Raw genomic sequence first — 17,003 nt, forward strand, 5'->3', positions numbered from 1 at the left:
AGAAAAAAACTTCAAACATCCATCATCTAACAATAATAAAAAATGTCAAAAAGAGATTATTACGAAATATTAGGCGTATCAAAATCTGCCAGCGCAGACGAAATAAAGAAAGCTTACCGAAAGTTGGCGATTAAATTTCACCCAGACAAAAATCCGGGAGACAAATCTGCTGAAGAAAAATTTAAAGAAGCAGCAGAAGCTTATGAAATTCTAAGCGACGCAGACAAACGCGCAAGATACGACCAATTCGGACACGCTGGTGTTGGCGGAGCTGCTGGAGGAGGCGGTTTCGGCGGTGGTGGTTTCGGCGGCGGAATGAACATGGAAGATATTTTCTCTCAATTTGGTGATATTTTTGGTGGTCATTTTGGTGGCGGTTTTGGAGGCGGAGGCGGTTCCAGACAAGTGAGAGGTTCTAACCTTAGAGTAAGAATAAAACTTAACTTGGAAGAAATGGTAAACGGAACTACCAAAACCATTAAAGTAAAACGAATGAAAGCTGCGCCTGGAGCTACAGCCAAAACTTGTCCTACTTGCCACGGTAGTGGTGCTCAAATTAAAGTAATGAATACAATGTTTGGGCAAATGCAAACCCAAACTACTTGTAGCACTTGTGGAGGATTGGGAAAAGTAGCAGATAAAATTCCTGCTGGTGCTAATGCAGAAGGTCTTATAAAATCTGATGAGGAAGTAAGCATCAACATCCCAGCTGGTGCTAGAGATGGCATTCAACTTAATGTAAGAGGAAAAGGTAACGATGCTCCTTTCGGTGGTACACCTGGAGATTTATTAGTAGTAATAGAAGAAGAACAAGACCATTTTATAAAACGTGAAGGCGATAATCTTCATCAAGAATTGTACATTTCTTTTGCCGAAGCGGCTCTTGGAACCACTAAAGAAATCAATACTGTTGGAGGAAAAGTAAAAATTAAAATTGATGCTGGTACACAATCTGGTAAAATTTTAAGATTAGCTGGTAAAGGTTTGCCAAGTATAGATTCTTACGGAAAAGGCGATATGTTTATTCACATAAATGTATGGACACCACAGAAATTAACACCAGAACAAAAAGAATTCTTCGAAAATCAAATGAAAACCGGTCAAATGGTTGCAGAACCTTCTGGTAAAGAAAAATCTTTCTTTGATAAAGTAAGAGATATGTTTAGTTAAACATTTTTTTAAATAAAATTTAAGAAACCATTTCAATTTTTTGGAATGGTTTTTTCATAATATTTGGTACAATTCTATGTTTATAAAATATGAAATTTACCTTCAAAATATTAATATTCTCTTCTATCCTATTATTCTTGAGTTTTATAACAGCTCCTCAAGATTTAATTCTCTGGAGAACTAACAATTCACTCCAAATTAAAGATTTCCAAGCAATACAAAAAGACACTTTAAAAACGGGCAACAAAAAGTTTTTAGGTGCCATAAGCGCCATTTCTATAGAAGTTATTACCACTCAAAAAAGCAGATACACTCCGCCAAAATTAGTTGTGAAAAACTATTTCGACAAACAACAATCTTGGATGTTGGTAAAAAACGATTACGTACTACAACACGAGCAAATTCATTTTAACATTTCAGAATTATATGCCAGAAAAATTCGGAAATCCGCAGACAGTTTAGGCAGAAAAAATATTACCAATCTTAACATTTACAGAAATATGGTGAACGATTGGGAACAAAAAAAACAGAAAAGAAACAATCAATTCGATGCAGAAAATGATGATTCCTTTTTAAAAATTGGTAAAGAAATTTTCTTTAAAAAAAATCCTAAACAAAAAGAATGGCTAGATAAAATAAATTTAGAACTTCAAAAGTTAAACATTTATACATACGAAAATAGCCTATAGAAAAGCATTGAAAGCACAAAATTAAAAACATCTTAAAAATTTTAATCATTTTTTAAGTAACATTTCCGTACTTTAGCAACTAACTTTGCAGTAAAATTAATGAGAATGCTACAAGCAAAAAATGTTTCTAAAACGTATAACGCAGGAAAAAAAATAGCGCTACAAGATTTCAGTATAGATGTTCCAACAGGTTCGGTTTATGGGCTTTTAGGACCAAACGGAGCTGGGAAAACCAGTTTTATCCGAATTACCAATCAGATTACACAAGCAGATACAGGTGACGTTTTCATCAACGGAGAAAAACTCAATCCCAATCACATCAAAGATATTGGCTACATGCCAGAAGAAAGAGGTCTTTACAAAAATATGACGGTAGGAGACCAACTTCTCTATTTCGGTGAACTAAAAGGAATGTCTAAAAACCACGCTCTGGAGCAAGCAAAATATTGGTTCGACCAACTCGAAATAGACCATTGGTGGAAGAAAAAACTATCTGAACTTTCTAAAGGTATGGCGCAAAAAATACAATTTGTAGTAACAGTGCTTCATCAGCCCAAATTGTTAATTTTAGACGAACCTTTTTCTGGTTTTGACCCTGTAAATGCAAACTTAGTAAAAGACCAAATCTTAAAACTTAAAGAACAAGGTACTACCATTATTCTCTCCACTCACCGTATGGAAAGCGTAGAAGAAATGTGCGATAGCGTAGCTCTTATCAATAATTCTAAAAAAATTCTGGATGGGAAAATTTTCGAGGTGAGAGAACAATTCAAACAAAATCTTTATAATATTGTTTTGTCTGAAGTAATTTCCGAAGAATTTGAAATTTTGAAAAACAAATACAAATTCTACGATGTAACAGACAAACACGGGCTTATTTCCTTTGATTTGAACTATAAAGAAGACCAAAATCTTCTTCTAAATGATTTGATGAAAGCTGGTAAAATAAGAAGTTTCGACGAAAAAATTCCAAGCATGAACGAAGTATTCATTACAGCTGTAACTTCGCAAACACAAAATTAATTTCATCAAACATCCATCACCCAACATCCTACAAAATGAAAAACATAATCCTTATAACCAAAAGAGAATTTTTAACTCAGGTTAAGAAAAAATCTTTTATTGTTCTTACGCTTCTTGCGCCACTTTTGCTGGCTGGTTTTATTGCTTTAATTACTTTTATGTTCAAAGCTAATGAAACCCAAACCAAACTAAGTGTAATAGACAAATCCGGAATTTTTACTACTCAATTAAAATCAGACAAAGACATACAATACACTTTTGTGCCTTCCGAAACCGAAAAATCTCTTTTGGTAGCACTCAAAAATGTGGAAGATATGGACGGAGTTTTGGTAATTCCTGCCAATACAGACAATAATCTGGATGCTTTAGAAAAAAACAGCAAGCTTTACGTTAATAAAAAACTAGGTTTTGATGCTCAAATGAAAATCTCTTCTCAACTTTCTGAGGTCATCAAAAAAGAAAAAATTAAGAAATTAGGCATCACAGAAGCAGAATTGATGGCTCTGGACCAAAAATTTATGATTGCCACCGAAAACGTGGTAGATAAAGCCAAACAAGACGATAATTTTGCTTTTGGCGTAAAATCTGGGATGAGCATGTCTCTAATGTACATTATTTTCATGTTTATTATGATTTATGGTGTTCGTGTAATGAGAAGCGTTTTGGAAGAAAAAAACAACCGTGTGGTAGAAATCTTAATTTCTTCTGTAAAACCTTTCGAATTAATGATGGGGAAAATTCTTGGCGTTACTTTGGTAGCACTTACGCAATTTGCAATTTGGATTACGATGTCTGTGGTTGCTGCAACCATTTTCAATAAAAGTTATACCCCTGCAATTGCTCAAAATGCTGAAAACCCGATGGCTAAAATTGGAGGAATTAAAGAGATTCTAACGCTTATTTTCCATAATTTATTAAGTATGGATTACGGATTAATTATTTTCGTATTTATTGTTTTCTTTTTGTTGGGCTACATTTTCTACAGTTCTATGTACGCAGCCATTGGTTCGGCTGTAGATAACGAAACCGAAACCCAACAGTTTACTATTTTCGGGATTTTACCACTTATTTTAGGCATGTACGGAAGTTTCAGCATTATGAACAATCCAGAAGGTCCAATGGCGTTTTGGCTGTCTATTATACCACTTACTTCGCCTGTTGCAATGGTTGCCAGAATTCCTTTTGGTGTACCAGTTTGGCAAATTGCACTTTCCATTATTCTATTGGTAATTTTTACTTTAGGAATGGTTTTCATTGCTGCAAAAATCTACAGAGTAGGCATTTTAATGTATGGAAACAAAGCTACTTTTAAAGAACTTTGGAAGTGGATTAGAACAAGTTAAAAAATTAAAGAATTATAAATTAACAAATCAAAATCGTTGCAGTGATGTAGCGATTTTTTTGTTAATATTTGATATATTTGACATACTAAATTAATCATAATAAAACTTTTAAAATAAATAAATGAGAACAATAAATTTAAAATGTGGAGATGATTTTAATCAACTGTTAAGAATTAAAGAAGAATTAGATTATTCTTTAAAATTAATTTTTAATAATGAAGGTCAAAAATTAATTGATAATACAAAAACTGATTTATTTAATTAAGTGTAAACTTCTAATAATTTATTGTATTAAAATGATAATTACTTTTCCTATTTGCTTAAAGTCTTCGACTCCGCTCAGACTGACAATTTTATAAAAAGAAAAACAATTAAAATAATTTTAAACCACCATTCTATCTTTATACACCCTATCAAAATAACTGCTTAAGCTTAATATTCTGTTTTCGTCTAATGGATTAATATATCTCAAAAACATCTGTTCCGTACTATGTCCCGTAGCATCCATTAATAAAGGGGTTGGGATTTTACCATAAAAATTAGTGGCAAAACTACGCCTCCCGATGTGGCTAGACAAAACTTCCCATTTTTCCATATCATAACATTTCATTCTATGCCCAATACGTTTTTTTGCTTTTATTAAATCTCTTAGCTGTGCCTGTTTGGCTATTTCTTTGATAGAATTATTATATTGTTGCATATCTAATGTCGGCGGAAAATTGCCATCATAACGCTTCAGTGTATTCATTACTGCTGGATGCAAGGGCAATAATATTTTTTTATGTGTTTTTTTCTGAGTAAAACTAATACAGACTTTATTATTTATTTTTATCAATTGTTTTTTAGAAAAACGCATAAAATCTGAAAATCGTTGCCCTGTATAGCAGCTTATCAAAAGCCAGTCTTTTGCATACTGCATCTCTCCCGATACTTCAGTAGATTTTATTTCCATAATCTCTTTTTCAGATAAAGTTGCCAACTCACAATGTTGTTTTTCTCTTCTTATTTCCAGCTCTCTAACGTGAGTTCTTACACCTTTACGTTCTGCAAAATTTAAAATTGTTTTTACAAAATGAATAGTCCTCACAATAGTATTATCACTATACTCTTCTTCTCTACCAAAAAACATGAAATTTTTAATAAAATCAATATTTATATCTTCTAAATATAATTTTTTGCATAGAAACCCTTCAAAACGTTCTAACAAATGGAAGAAAACTTTATACCTTTTAATAGTGGAATTACAAATAAGTCCTTTTTTAATACTAATATACCATTGCATATAATATAAGAATGAATTTTCTGGATAATTCACATGTTCTTTAGAAACTTTATTAGAAGAGCAAATCCATTTAATTGTTTTAGCTATTTCGCGTTGTTTCACTTGACTTTTATCAGAACGTTTAACACGAATATACTCAGCCACTTCTTTTTTAAGACCATCTAACTTTGCGTTTAGTTTTTTATATTTTTTCAGGTAAATATTAGTGGGGCGTTGTTTGATAGTATCCCAATCTTTTTCAAGAATTTGCAAACTCGTCCTGAATCTATAAATCTTATTTTGCTGTTTATCGGTAATATTTAGATGAATATTTTTACATGTACCACTATGAGGCAAAAAGAATTCGAATGTCATTCCGTTAATTTTAAATAGTTAATAATCAACGAATTTACAATAAAAAAAGTAGTCCTCATTAGACTACTTTTTCATTGCAAATATAAACAAATTTATTAAATACAATACCTATATAAACTTTTCATAATTAACCACTTGCACGTACAATATATCTCCAATAATGTAAATATGCATATTAAAACAATAACAATAAACACTTATAAATATAAATTTTTAATTTAAAAACTATTGAACTGTAAATCAATAGTTTAAAAAGTAGTCTAATGAGGACTACTTTTTACAACAATGATAAAAACACAAAAAATAACAAGAAAGAAAGATATCCTTTGTGAGAAAGCAATGGCGCTTTTTATCTTTCTATTCATTTTTTATTTTCAATGTCTAAATGCACAACTCTACACTAAAGAAAACACAATAATTTCAATTCAAGATAGCACAATCGTTTTTCCCTTTAGTAATATACAAGAGCAAGATCAAAAAGAAACAGTAGAAATATATATCGAAGAAGAAACGCCCTTCTCTGGCTGGCAGTATTTCAAAAACACTTGTAAGATTGAAATCGTAAAACAAGAAAGTCTTGAAAATAAAAATAAAATCACCGTTTTCAAGAATAAAAAGGAGTCTGAGAAAAAAAATATCATTAAAAAGAAACAGTTCTTTCAAAAAAAATTTTTCATCACAAAAAGCAATCCTAGTATATTAAAACTAACAAAATTAGCTCATCATCTTGCTTGCCTTAATAACATACAACAAAAATTACTTATACAGATTCATAATGAATCATCCATTTTAAAAATCAAAGATACCATACAATACATAATAATTCACTATGAAAAAGTATTAGAACATATTAGTGTAAATTCTTTAAGCATACGCCCACCTCCAATTTTAAAGAAGTACAAAACCAAAATATAATTAATTCTCTCAATTAGTAACAAAATACAACATATTAAAAACATAAATAAAATGAAAAAAAACATCACTCTTTTTGTAGCACTTATAGTAAACGTTGCACTATATAGCCAAGTAGGCATAAACACTCAAAATCCGCAAGGAATTTTTAATATAGATGGTGGCAAAGATAACCCTGCAACAGGCTCTGCTCACACCACCATACAACAAAGCAATGACTTAGTATTTACTGCAAACGGAAATTTAGGGCTCGGAACAATTAATCCTGATACAAAACTGCACATAAACAATAGTACTGTGGGAGCTATCAAGATTATTGACGGCACACAGGGAGCCGGAAGAGTATTGGTATCAGATTCAAATGGTGTCGGAACCTGGCAGCCCAATACAGGAAATCAGCAATCTAATTATCAAAACTTCCAATGTAGTACTGCATCTAATTTCACAATAAATAATGGGGTTGCAACGTCTTTACCGGGTATAGGTGCTTACACAGTATTAAATACCGGAAAATATGAATTGATATTTCATTCGTTTTTCAGAGTTCCTGCCACTACAGGAGTATATACTTTCTATGTACAGATATTTGTAAATGGAAATATCGTCAAAAATGATGAAACATACGGTTACGTTCAAGGCAATTCTTATTTTAACACCCATTATCCGGCTATTATTTCTGCAAATGCAGGTGATTCAATTACAATTAAGATTGCACCTACTAACAATTTTATAATTGATTCACCTTTAGCTTCTAGGAATAATCTGGATATAATATACTTAGGCCTATGATTTTATACAGATCTAAATTTTTTACTTATTAAAATTCCACAGAGCAAATCCACGAGGTATTAGAGGAATTAAATCTTTACACATTGATATTAAGCTTTTCCTCTTTTACTTCGAGGAATTTTTAGATTAAAAATTAACAATCAAAAATTAATATTATGGCAATTCTGCACAAAATTAAGGCTTATCTCTACGATAACGCTCTTACCAAAGACAACCCAAACGATTATATCGCACGCACTGTAAGCGAAAGAAGTCTTAACGTGAAACAAATCTGCGAAGCAGCAGTTAATAGAGGTGGTTCGGATGTTTCGGCTGCCTCTATGCAGCATGCTACAGAACTTTTCTTAAAGGAAATGGCATACCAGCTTTGCGATGGATATTCCGTTAACACAGGCTATTTCACTGCTTCTACTCTAATAAGAGGAGTATTCGATAGCCCAACAGAAACTTTTAACTCTGCTAAGCACTCCATCCTTTTCCAATTCAATCAAGGGGAAAAACTTAGAGCAGAAATCCCTACTATTGAAGTCAACATTTTAGGTATCGCAGACGCCTCTTCTGCCATTCTTCAGGTAACGGATGTAAAGAGCGGTTCGGTAAACGATTTGCTTACTCCAAACAGAAATCTCAAAATCAGTGGCAATAAAATAAAAATAGCAGGTGAAGATACCGCCAACGGAGTATATTTTGTAGATACCACCACACAATCCAGAACGGTTGTAGATGCTACAGATATTGTAACCAACAATCCATCAGAAGTTATTATTGTAACTCCCGCCCTAGCTGCTGGTACATACACAATAGAAGTAGTAACGCAATTTGCCCAAGGCTCGTTACTGAAAGAACCTCGTACAGCAGGATTAGAGAAGATACTAACGGTACAATAAACAACACTGCCTTGTCCGAGCGGACAATACAGTATAGTTCACCCGAATAATACACCTTTGTTCGGTCGAATAAGAGGCAATAGTCATAGATTAGGCTATTTTTCAACATAAAGTAGCTCAATAATAATCTAGCCTTCAGAGTAATTATAGTCTTCATAGTTTTTCATTATGTATGATGCAAAGAAAAATATGTGTTTTAGAAAAGAATAGCGTTCATCATAAATCTCTGAAGGCTTTTTATAAACTGTATTGATAAGTGGTAATTTGTGAGTGTAATAATAAGAATTATACTTTCTCTGACACAATTACTACTATATTAATAAATGGATATTCTGAAATGATAGTAATCTGAAGACCAGCGCAGACGAGTTTAATATTTTATCTCATGACAGAATTAGACAAATGAATTCTAGATAAGAAATAATTAGTTCATCACGATAATTATTAGAAAAATGGTCTAGAAAAATAGTAGTGGTATATAAGCTCCCATTATTATATAATTAAGAATATCCAGAGTATAATCTCGCAAATGTACATTGCTATGATTTTATTTAATTTTAATAGGCAGGAAAAATTGCCTGCCTTTAAAATTAAATAATAAACTTTTGATAGAACAACTTTGATAATAAAATTTATAAATAGTTATAACCTAAAATCGCATTGTTAAATAAAATAATCTTATACAATTTTTAATGTGTTGAAAAAATTCACTAATAACAACAATAACCACCCAAAACACAATGAAAGAAGACAAAATAATTTTTAATAACGAAAAATTTATTCATATTTCTTTTATGACTTCAGTGATTTCTATTATTATTTCTTTACTATTATTCAGCTTAAATTTTTTTGAAAATAATATTTTAATAATAATATTAACCACTTTAATCATAATAATAATTTTGCTATTGAATTCTAAAATAGTTTTTCTACAAATTTCTAAGGAAGCAATCAATATTTCGAGCCAAAGTTTACTTTATGAATTCTTAGGCTCAAAAAAAAATGAACTAATAATAGAATATTCATATTTATGCAAGTTTGAAATAACTTATTGTAATCCAACAAGTATAATAGTACTATTCATTCATAAGAATGGAAATTATTATTATAAGAAAATTCCCTTGACTTTCTTCAGCAAAAAAAGTATCGAGTTATTAGAAATACAAATAATGAGAAAAATAAAATGGTATCTATAAACTCAAAATAAATAAGCTTTTACATTATAAAAAATAATACAATATCAACACTATATAGATACCATTAAATAAAAAATTGCCTTCAGAGTTATTATATAATCTTTATAGTTTTTTTTCAATAGTCTATCTGTATTATTGAAAATATTTAAAAAAAAGAGCAGCGTTCATCATCTCTGAAGGCTTTTAAAATAAATTTCTATTTATAATTTTAATGCCCCCTGATTCTGCAAAACATGAATGATGTAACTGAATATCTCTGGGATGTGGGGCGTTTCCCAGGATATTCTTTATCTTTAAATTAAACAGTGAAAAACTCTCAAAAATAATTTCTTTCACAGTTATTTCAAAAATTAATCAAATACATAAAACTTATAACAATAAAAAATTTAGAGGCAAATTATTTTATGTATTTTAGTAGAAAAAAATTAAAACTCATGCAAATACTTTCAATCATCCTCGTTTCATTGGTAGCCCTAGAACATCTTTATATTTTGTATATGGAAATGTTTGCTTGGGAAACTTTGGGCAAGAAAACTTTTAAAGGTTCTTTATCTGATGAACTTTTTAAACCTACCAAAAAACTCGCCGCCAACCAAGGTTTGTACAATGGTTTTTTATCCGCAGGATTAATTTGGAGCTTTTTTATAGAAAACCCAGAATGGAAGACCAACGTTCAGATTTTCTTTTTGGGTTGTGTAATTGCTGCCGGAGTTTATGGCGCAGTTTCGGCTTCTAAAAAGATATTTTTCGTACAGGCTTTGCCTGCAATTTTAGCTTTGGCAGCCGTTTTATTACAATAAAAAAACTCAAGATAAATTTCTTGAGTTTTTGTTATTTCTAAAAATATTTTAAAATTTCAAATCTTCTTTATTCCAACATCAACATTCCTCATTTAATCAAAAATGTAAGAAATTCCTGCCGAAAGAATGTGTTGTTTTTTGGCTTTAAGACTTGCTGGGTCTTGAGTTTCTACTTTTAAATCTGGTAAATTATCTGTAATACCATAATCAAATCTAGCAAAAATTTCTACTTTTCTTTTATAACTAAATCCTAAACCACCAGAAATAGCAAAATCAAAAGCTGCTGCCTTTCCGAATGTATCTGTAGTATAATATTGTGGTTTGCTAGGATTTTTAATTGATTGATTCATCAAAAAACCAAATCGTGGTCCTAATTGACCAAAAAATTCAGATTCAGCTTCAGAGAAATAAGCTTTAAAATAAATAGGAACACTAATGTAATTGCTGGCATAAACAGCACTATTTTGTCCGTTTTCGCCAGCTCCTAAATATTCAATTTCTGGTTGTAGATAGAACATATCATCACCTCCAATAGGAACAATTGCAAGAAATCCACCATAAAAACTTACTCTGGCAGAAGAAGGATTGTGCGCATTTTGCACTCTGGAATAAGTAGGCCCTGCGGTAACTCCAAATCTGGTAGAGCTAAAGTCTATCTGCGCAAAAGCCATAGATGAGGCAAAGGCAGAGACTACTATTGCCCATTTTTTTAATGTTTTTTTCATAGTGTGTTTATTTAAAATAAAACTTCATAATAAAAATTATTATGAAGTTTTAAAATTATATTCAAATATAGAAAATTATCCTAATACTTTGGCAACAGTTTTACCGATGTCTGCAGGAGAATCTACTACGTTAATTCCATTTTCTCTCATAATCGTCATTTTAGCTTGTGCAGTATCTTCAGCACCACCAACAATAGCACCAGCGTGTCCCATTGTTCTACCTTTAGGAGCAGTTTGTCCTGCGATAAAACCAACTACAGGTTTTGTAGAACCACTTGCTTTATACCATCTTGCAGCTTCAGCTTCTAGAGAGCCACCAATTTCACCAATCATTACCACAGCTTCAGTTTCAGGGTCGTTGATGAAAAGTTCTAATGCTTCTTTTGTTGTAGTACCAATAATTGGGTCTCCACCAATACCAATAGCAGTAGAAACACCATAACCAGCTCTTACTACTTGGTCTGCTGCTTCGTAAGTAAGGGTTCCAGATTTAGAAACGATACCTACTTTACCTTTTTTGAAAACGAAACCTGGCATAATACCAATTTTAGCTTCGTCTGAAGTGATGATACCTGGACAGTTTGGCCCGATTAATCTAGCGCCTTTATCTTTGATGTATTCTTTAACTTTTACCATATCAGCTACAGGAATTCCTTCTGTAATACAAACGATTACTTTAATTCCAGCTTCTGCAGCTTCCATTACGGCATCTGCAGCGAATGCAGGCGGTACGAAAATGATACTTACATTAGCTCCGGCTTTTGCCACAGCATCTGCAACGGTATTAAACACTGGTTTACCAAGATGCTCTGTACCTCCTTTTCCTGGGGTTACCCCACCTACTACGTTAGTACCGTATTCTATCATTTGGCTTGCGTGGAAAGTTCCTTCGTTACCTGTAAATCCTTGTACGATTACTTTTGAATCTTTGTTTACTAATACTGACATTTCTAATTTTTAATTTTTGTAAAAATAGTATTTTTAGAGTTCTACACAAAGAAATTGATTATAAATTTTTGAGTTTTACCTCTTTCTTTAAATAACTTCTGAATTCTTCTGCAATTGGCCCAAAATAGGTTCCTTTAGATAAACTTCTGTTAACCCCAACTTGCGCAAGAAGTACTGTTCCGCTTTCGATGGTAACTCCAGATGCAATTCCTACTTGTCCCCAAATGGTAACTTCGTCTTCGATAATACAACAACCTGCAATACCGGTTTGAGAAGCGATAAGAACTTTTTTACCAATAACGGTATCGTGTCCTATTTGAATTTGATTATCCAAAATACTACCTGCACCAATAATGGTAGAATCTGTAACACCTCTGTCTATTGTACAAAGATTACCTATTTCTACATTATTTTCTATAATTACATTTCCTACGGAAAGCATTTTTCTGAAACCTTCAGCATTTTTGTTGTAATAAAAAGCGTCACCTCCTAAAACGGTTCCTGATTGAATAACGCAGTTATTACCAATTTCGGTTCTGTCTCCAATTACTACATTTGGAAAAATCATACAATTATCTCCTATTTTCACATCGTTTCCGATTACTACAGAAGGGTGAATTTTACAATTTTTTCCAATTACAGCATTTTGACCAGTTGTTTCAAAAGTTTGAATACCTTGGTAATATTCGTTAATTTTATTAAAATCTCTGAAAGGGTCGTCTGAAATAAGAAGAGCTTTACCTTCTGGGCAATCTACTTCTTTGTCTATCAAAATAATAGTAGCTTCAGAAAAAAGCGCTTTGTCGTAATATTTGGGATGGTTTACAAAAACAATTTCACCAGCTTTTACACGGTGAATTTCGTTAGTTCCAAAAACTTGAAAATTTTCGTCTCCTACAAATTTTGCATTAATTAATTCTGCAATGGTCTTAAGAGACTGAGGTGATTGAAATTTCATATTATTGTAGGATGTTGGATGATGGATGCTGGAAGAATTGTATCTTACATCCAGCTTCCTACATCCAGCTAATTTATTTTACACGTTCTAAGTAAGAACCGTCTTCTGTGTTTACTTTAATTTTGTCTCCAGCTTCAATAAAAAGTGGCACTAAAACTCTAGCTCCAGTTTCTACAATTGCATTTTTAAGAGCGTTGGTCGCAGTATTTCCTTTTACACCTGGGTCTGCTTCAATTACTTCTAGGTAAACTGTCTGAGGAATTTCCGCAGAAAGTGGTGTTTCGTCTGATTCTTTAATAATGATGGTAACTTCTTCACCAGCTTTCATAAACTGAGCGTTCTCAATCATTTCTTTGTTAAGATACATTTGAGAGAAATCTTCGTTGTTCATAAAATGGTAACCGTTTTCGTCATCGTATAAATATTGAAATTTACGAGTAATCACTTTTACCTCATCTATTTTGTGACCTGCAGAGAAAGTATTATCAATAACTTTTCCGTTGGTTACAGATTTTAGTTTGGTTCTTACAAAAGCAGGCCCTTTCCCTGGTTTTACGTGAAGAAACTCTATTACTTTGTAAATGTCGTTGCTATATTCTATACAAAGTCCTTTTTTAATATCGTTGCTTGTTGCCATTAAAAATATGTTGTTTTGAAAATTTATTATTTGTTTTAGTAAGAGTTTGAAATCGTTTAACGATTACTCTTTTCCAGAGCCATAACCTTTTACAATTCCTCTTGGAGAATTTTTTATAAATTCTACAATTTCGTCTCTGTCTTCAGTTGCAGGCAATTCTTTTTCTATATAAGTAAGTGCCTGAGAAACATTCATCTTCATTTGAAATATAGCTCTATAAACTTTTTGAATTTCAAAAATTCTTTCATTACTAAAACCTCTCCTTCTTAGCCCTACGGAATTAATCCCTGCATAAGATATCGGTTCTCTTCCTACTTTAACATAAGGAGGAATATCTTTTCGGATTAATGACCCGCCAGAAATCATGGTATGTTTTCCTATTTTCCCGAATTGCTGAACGGCAGATAAACCTCCCATCACAGTAAAATCATCTATTTCCACATGCCCAGCTATCCCACATCCATTTGCAATAATAACATTATTACCTACTATACAATCATGTGCAATATGCGATGTAGCCATAATTAAGCAGTTATTTCCCACTTTAGTAAAACCTAAGGCTTTTGTTCCTCTGTTAATGGTTACACATTCTCTAAGCGTAGTATTATCACCTATAATAGTTTTTGTATCTTCTCCGTCAAATTTTAAATCTTGAGGAATAGCCGAAATTACAGTTCCCGGAAAAACTCTACAATTTTTACCAATTCTAGCACCATCCATAATGGTAACATTTGGTCCTATCCATGTTCCGTCTCCTATTTCTACATCTCCTGCAATGGTAGTGAATGGTTCTATGGTAACGTCTTTGCCAATTTTGGCACGTCTGTCTACAGCGGCTAATTGATGAATCATACTTCTGTTTTTGTTTTAGCAACTTGAGCCATCAATTCTGCTTCTACTACTACACTATCTCCTACATAGCCGTAACCTTGCATATGAACAATGCCTCTTCTTATTGGTTCTATTAATTCTATTTTAAAGATTAAAGTATCACCAGGAATTACTTTTTTCTTGAATTTTACTTTATCCATTTTCACAAAATAAGTAGAATAATTTTCAGGGTCTGGAACGTTAGCCAACACTAAAATCCCTCCAGCTTGTGCCATTGCTTCTATTTGTAAAACACCAGGCATTACTGGTTCTTTCGGAAAATGACCTACAAAGAACGGTTCGTTCATTGTAATATTTTTAAGACCTACCACATGAGAATCTGATATTTCTAAAATCTTATCAATCAATAAAAATGGTGGTCTGTGCGGAAGCAGTTTCATAATACCATTAATATCATAAACTGGCTCTGCTTTCAAATCAAAATCTGGAACGTTTTTCTTTTTATACAATTTCCACTGTCTGTTTAATTTTTTAGCAAATTGAGTGTTTACAAAATGTCCGGGTTTAGTAGCAATAACTTTCCCTTTAATTTTAACACCTGTTAATGCTAAATCTCCTATTACATCTAATAATTTATGACGAGCTGCTTCATTAGGATAATTTAGAGTAAGATTATCTAAAATTCCGTTTGGTCTCATCGTTACTTCGTCTTTGCCAAAAGCTTTTTTCAATTTTTCGGCAGTATCTGGAGTTAATTCTTTATCTACATAAACAATGGCGTTAGAAATATCCCCCCCTTTTATTAAGCCGTTATCTAAAAGCATTTCTAGCTCGTGAAGGAAACTAAAAGTTCTAGCGGAAGAAATTTCTTCTTTAAAATCTGAAATATTTTTAAGAGAAGCATTTTGAGTTCCTAAAACCTTAGTCCCAAAATCTACCATAGTTGTAATTTCGTAATTTTCTGAAGGAATAATGGTAATTTCCGAACCTGTGTGAGGGTCTTGATAATTCAAAACTTCTTTTATCACAAGGTATTCTCTTGGCTGCTCTTGCTCTTCTACACCTACTTTTTCTATGGCTTCTACAAAATATTTAGAAGAACCATCCATAATAGGCGGTTCTGCGCTATCTAATTCTAAGATTGCATTATCTACATCCATTCCTACCAAAGCAGCTAATAGATGTTCGCAGGTATGAATTTTAACACCAAGTTTTTCTAAAGTGGTGCCACGTTCTGTAGTGGTTACATAATTTACATCTGCTTCTACCTGAGGTTTGCCTTCTAAATCTGTTCTTACAAATACAAAACCTGTATTTTCTTTTGCGGGTTTCATCGTTAGATGAACCTCTCTGCCTGTATGAAGACCTATCCCTGAAAGTGTAATTTCACCTCCAAGAGTTTTTTGCTTATCAGTCATTACTACTCTCTTTTGATTTTTTTTCTAATTCTGAAATTCTTTTTACAATCTCAGTCAAATTGCGGAAATGAACATAATTTCTACGATAATCTCCCGCTGATATTGCAGGCGAACCATACAAAGTTTCTTTATCTTCAACATTAGAATTCACTCCACTTTGCGCCTGAATCCTCACCTGATTACCTATTTTTATGTGTCCTACAATTCCTGTTTGACCTCCTATTTGATTCCAATCTCCAATAATGGTAGAACCTGCAATACCAGCCTGAGCCGCTATTACATTGTTTTTCCCAATTCTAACATTATGAGCAATTTGGATTAAATTATCTATTTTAGTACCTTCTCCTATTACAGTAGAGCCTATTGTACCTCTGTCTATACTACAATTAGAACCTATTTCTACATTATTTTCTAATACTACATTTCCTAATTGAGGAATTTTTTGATACCCATTTTCGGTAGGTTGAAAACCAAAACCATCACTCCCAATTACGGTATTAGAATGTACAATACAATTATCTCCTACTATACAATAATCATAAATTCTAGCACCACTATATATAATACAGTTTTCACCTATTTTTACATTTTTACCAATATAAACTTGAGGATAAATTTGTGTAGAATTTCCAATTTTTACTTTATCAGAAATATATGTGTGCGCTCCTATATATACATCTTCGCCCAAAATGGCACTTTCCGAAACGGTAGAAAATTGCTCAATACCAGATTTTTTTTCTTCTCTCATTTGTTGATAAAGATTCATCAACACTTGAAAAGAAAGGTAAGCATCTTCCACCAAAATTAAGGTAGATTTATAATCTCCTTCTTTCACAAATTTTTCAGAAACAATAATTACAGATGCTTCTGAAGAAAATATATAATCTGCAAATTTTTCCTGAGAGACAAAAGAAAGCTGTCCTTCTTGTGCGTTTTCTATTGGCGAAACGCCGCTTATAGAAGCACTTTCGTCTCCAATGATCTTACCATTGATAAAACTTGCAATTTGAGCTGCAGTAAATTCCATATCCTGCAAAGATA

General features: G+C 32.3%; 17 protein-coding genes. 9 read left to right on the forward strand and 8 right to left on the reverse strand.

All coding sequences use genetic code 11. From position 1 onward, the window contains the following. Positions 1-42: 42 nt before the first annotated feature. From dnaJ to QM746_RS13250, 5 genes are all read left to right on the forward strand, one after another. Entirely contained in the window at positions 43-1,170 is a 1,128-nt protein-coding gene (dnaJ, locus tag QM746_RS13230; protein WP_414984659.1) for a molecular chaperone DnaJ, read from the forward strand. Between the two features lie 89 nt (positions 1,171-1,259). Then, positions 1,260-1,859, forward strand: coding sequence for a hypothetical protein (locus tag QM746_RS13235; RefSeq protein ID WP_414984660.1), 600 nt, complete (start codon positions 1,260-1,262; stop codon positions 1,857-1,859). 105 nt (positions 1,860-1,964) lie between these two features. Continuing rightward, complete coding sequence (locus tag QM746_RS13240) at positions 1,965-2,882, forward strand: ABC transporter ATP-binding protein (RefSeq protein ID WP_414984661.1); 918 nt, start codon at positions 1,965-1,967, stop codon at positions 2,880-2,882. A gap of 35 nt (positions 2,883-2,917) precedes the next feature. Next, entirely contained in the window at positions 2,918-4,225 is a 1,308-nt protein-coding gene (locus QM746_RS13245) for an ABC transporter permease (protein ID WP_414984662.1), read from the forward strand. 121 nt (positions 4,226-4,346) lie between these two features. Next, positions 4,347-4,490: a hypothetical protein gene (locus tag QM746_RS13250; RefSeq protein WP_414984663.1), complete on the forward strand. Its 144-nt coding sequence runs from the start codon at positions 4,347-4,349 to the stop codon at positions 4,488-4,490. Positions 4,491-4,607: 117 nt separating this feature from the next. Here the strand turns inward: QM746_RS13250 and QM746_RS13255 are convergent, their stop codons facing one another. Continuing rightward, positions 4,608-5,861: a phage integrase SAM-like domain-containing protein gene (locus QM746_RS13255; RefSeq protein WP_414984664.1), complete on the reverse strand. Its 1,254-nt coding sequence runs from the start codon at positions 5,859-5,861 to the stop codon at positions 4,608-4,610. A gap of 285 nt (positions 5,862-6,146) precedes the next feature. Between QM746_RS13255 and QM746_RS13260 the strand changes: the two genes are divergently transcribed. From QM746_RS13260 to QM746_RS13275, 4 genes are all read left to right on the forward strand, one after another. Continuing rightward, positions 6,147-6,776, forward strand: a complete 630-nt coding sequence (locus QM746_RS13260) for a hypothetical protein (RefSeq protein ID WP_414984665.1) — start codon at positions 6,147-6,149, stop codon at positions 6,774-6,776. Positions 6,777-6,827: 51 nt separating this feature from the next. Then, the gene (locus QM746_RS13265) at positions 6,828-7,562 is read left to right on the forward strand and encodes a hypothetical protein (protein WP_414984666.1); all 735 of its coding nucleotides are present in this window, start codon (positions 6,828-6,830) and stop codon (positions 7,560-7,562) included. A 155-nt stretch (positions 7,563-7,717) separates the two neighbouring features. Beyond that, positions 7,718-8,449, forward strand: coding sequence for a DNA-binding domain-containing protein (locus tag QM746_RS13270; protein WP_414984667.1), 732 nt, complete (start codon positions 7,718-7,720; stop codon positions 8,447-8,449). Between the two features lie 1,630 nt (positions 8,450-10,079). Continuing rightward, the gene (locus QM746_RS13275) at positions 10,080-10,445 is read left to right on the forward strand and encodes a DUF1304 domain-containing protein (RefSeq protein ID WP_414984668.1); all 366 of its coding nucleotides are present in this window, start codon (positions 10,080-10,082) and stop codon (positions 10,443-10,445) included. A 92-nt stretch (positions 10,446-10,537) separates the two neighbouring features. Here QM746_RS13275 and QM746_RS13280 read toward each other — a convergent pair whose 3' ends face one another. The 7 genes from QM746_RS13280 to lpxD all read right to left on the reverse strand — a co-directional run bounded on the left by QM746_RS13280 (position 10,538) and on the right by lpxD (position 16,989). After that, positions 10,538-11,170 (reverse strand): porin family protein, encoded by a 633-nt coding sequence (locus QM746_RS13280; RefSeq protein ID WP_414984669.1) that lies wholly within the window; start codon positions 11,168-11,170, stop codon positions 10,538-10,540. A gap of 75 nt (positions 11,171-11,245) precedes the next feature. Beyond that, a complete protein-coding gene (gene sucD / locus QM746_RS13285) occupies positions 11,246-12,118 on the reverse strand; it encodes a succinate--CoA ligase subunit alpha (RefSeq protein WP_414984670.1) in 873 nt (290 codons plus the stop codon). Positions 12,119-12,176: 58 nt separating this feature from the next. Further along, positions 12,177-13,076 carry an LpxD N-terminal domain-containing protein gene (locus QM746_RS13290; protein WP_414984671.1) on the reverse strand — a complete coding sequence of 300 codons (900 nt, stop codon included), beginning with the start codon at positions 13,074-13,076 and terminating at the stop codon, positions 12,177-12,179. A gap of 73 nt (positions 13,077-13,149) precedes the next feature. Then, positions 13,150-13,713 (reverse strand): elongation factor P, encoded by a 564-nt coding sequence (gene efp / locus QM746_RS13295; protein ID WP_213189574.1) that lies wholly within the window; start codon positions 13,711-13,713, stop codon positions 13,150-13,152. Positions 13,714-13,776: 63 nt separating this feature from the next. Continuing rightward, positions 13,777-14,565: an acyl-ACP--UDP-N-acetylglucosamine O-acyltransferase gene (gene lpxA, locus QM746_RS13300; RefSeq protein WP_414984672.1), complete on the reverse strand. Its 789-nt coding sequence runs from the start codon at positions 14,563-14,565 to the stop codon at positions 13,777-13,779. Continuing rightward, positions 14,562-15,962, reverse strand: a complete 1,401-nt coding sequence (locus QM746_RS13305) for a bifunctional UDP-3-O-[3-hydroxymyristoyl] N-acetylglucosamine deacetylase/3-hydroxyacyl-ACP dehydratase (protein WP_414984673.1) — start codon at positions 15,960-15,962, stop codon at positions 14,562-14,564. The genes lpxA and QM746_RS13305 overlap by 4 nt, the downstream gene beginning before the upstream one ends. Then, a complete protein-coding gene (gene lpxD / locus QM746_RS13310; RefSeq protein WP_213189577.1) occupies positions 15,955-16,989 on the reverse strand; it encodes a UDP-3-O-(3-hydroxymyristoyl)glucosamine N-acyltransferase in 1,035 nt (344 codons plus the stop codon). Before lpxD ends, QM746_RS13305 begins: the two co-directional genes overlap by 8 nt. Between the last annotated feature and the right edge of the window lie 14 nt (positions 16,990-17,003).

Source organism: Cloacibacterium sp., from assembly GCF_047601505.1.
Lineage (GTDB): Bacteria > Bacteroidota > Bacteroidia > Flavobacteriales > Weeksellaceae > Cloacibacterium.

Bases quoted from the DNA above. Each gene is read 5' to 3' on its own strand.
- QM746_RS13290 (WP_414984671.1), bottom strand. From the start codon at position 13,076: ATGAAATTTCAATCACCTCAGTCTCTTAAGACCATTGCAGAATTAATT.
- efp (WP_213189574.1), bottom strand. From the start codon at position 13,713: ATGGCAACAAGCAACGATATTAAAAAAGGACTTTGTATAGAATATAGC.
- QM746_RS13270 (WP_414984667.1), top strand. From the start codon at position 7,718: ATGGCAATTCTGCACAAAATTAAGGCTTATCTCTACGATAACGCTCTT.
- QM746_RS13275 (WP_414984668.1), top strand. From the start codon at position 10,080: ATGCAAATACTTTCAATCATCCTCGTTTCATTGGTAGCCCTAGAACAT.
- QM746_RS13280 (WP_414984669.1), bottom strand. From the start codon at position 11,170: ATGAAAAAAACATTAAAAAAATGGGCAATAGTAGTCTCTGCCTTTGCC.
- QM746_RS13265 (WP_414984666.1), top strand. From the start codon at position 6,828: ATGAAAAAAAACATCACTCTTTTTGTAGCACTTATAGTAAACGTTGCA.
- QM746_RS13250 (WP_414984663.1), top strand. From the start codon at position 4,347: ATGAGAACAATAAATTTAAAATGTGGAGATGATTTTAATCAACTGTTA.
- lpxA (WP_414984672.1), bottom strand. From the start codon at position 14,565: ATGATTCATCAATTAGCCGCTGTAGACAGACGTGCCAAAATTGGCAAA.
- QM746_RS13235 (WP_414984660.1), top strand. From the start codon at position 1,260: ATGAAATTTACCTTCAAAATATTAATATTCTCTTCTATCCTATTATTC.
- dnaJ (WP_414984659.1), top strand. From the start codon at position 43: ATGTCAAAAAGAGATTATTACGAAATATTAGGCGTATCAAAATCTGCC.
- QM746_RS13255 (WP_414984664.1), bottom strand. From the start codon at position 5,861: ATGACATTCGAATTCTTTTTGCCTCATAGTGGTACATGTAAAAATATT.
- QM746_RS13305 (WP_414984673.1), bottom strand. From the start codon at position 15,962: ATGACTGATAAGCAAAAAACTCTTGGAGGTGAAATTACACTTTCAGGG.
- QM746_RS13245 (WP_414984662.1), top strand. From the start codon at position 2,918: ATGAAAAACATAATCCTTATAACCAAAAGAGAATTTTTAACTCAGGTT.
- lpxD (WP_213189577.1), bottom strand. From the start codon at position 16,989: ATGGAATTTACTGCAGCTCAAATTGCAAGTTTTATCAATGGTAAGATC.
- QM746_RS13260 (WP_414984665.1), top strand. From the start codon at position 6,147: ATGATAAAAACACAAAAAATAACAAGAAAGAAAGATATCCTTTGTGAG.
- sucD (WP_414984670.1), bottom strand. From the start codon at position 12,118: ATGTCAGTATTAGTAAACAAAGATTCAAAAGTAATCGTACAAGGATTT.
- QM746_RS13240 (WP_414984661.1), top strand. From the start codon at position 1,965: ATGCTACAAGCAAAAAATGTTTCTAAAACGTATAACGCAGGAAAAAAA.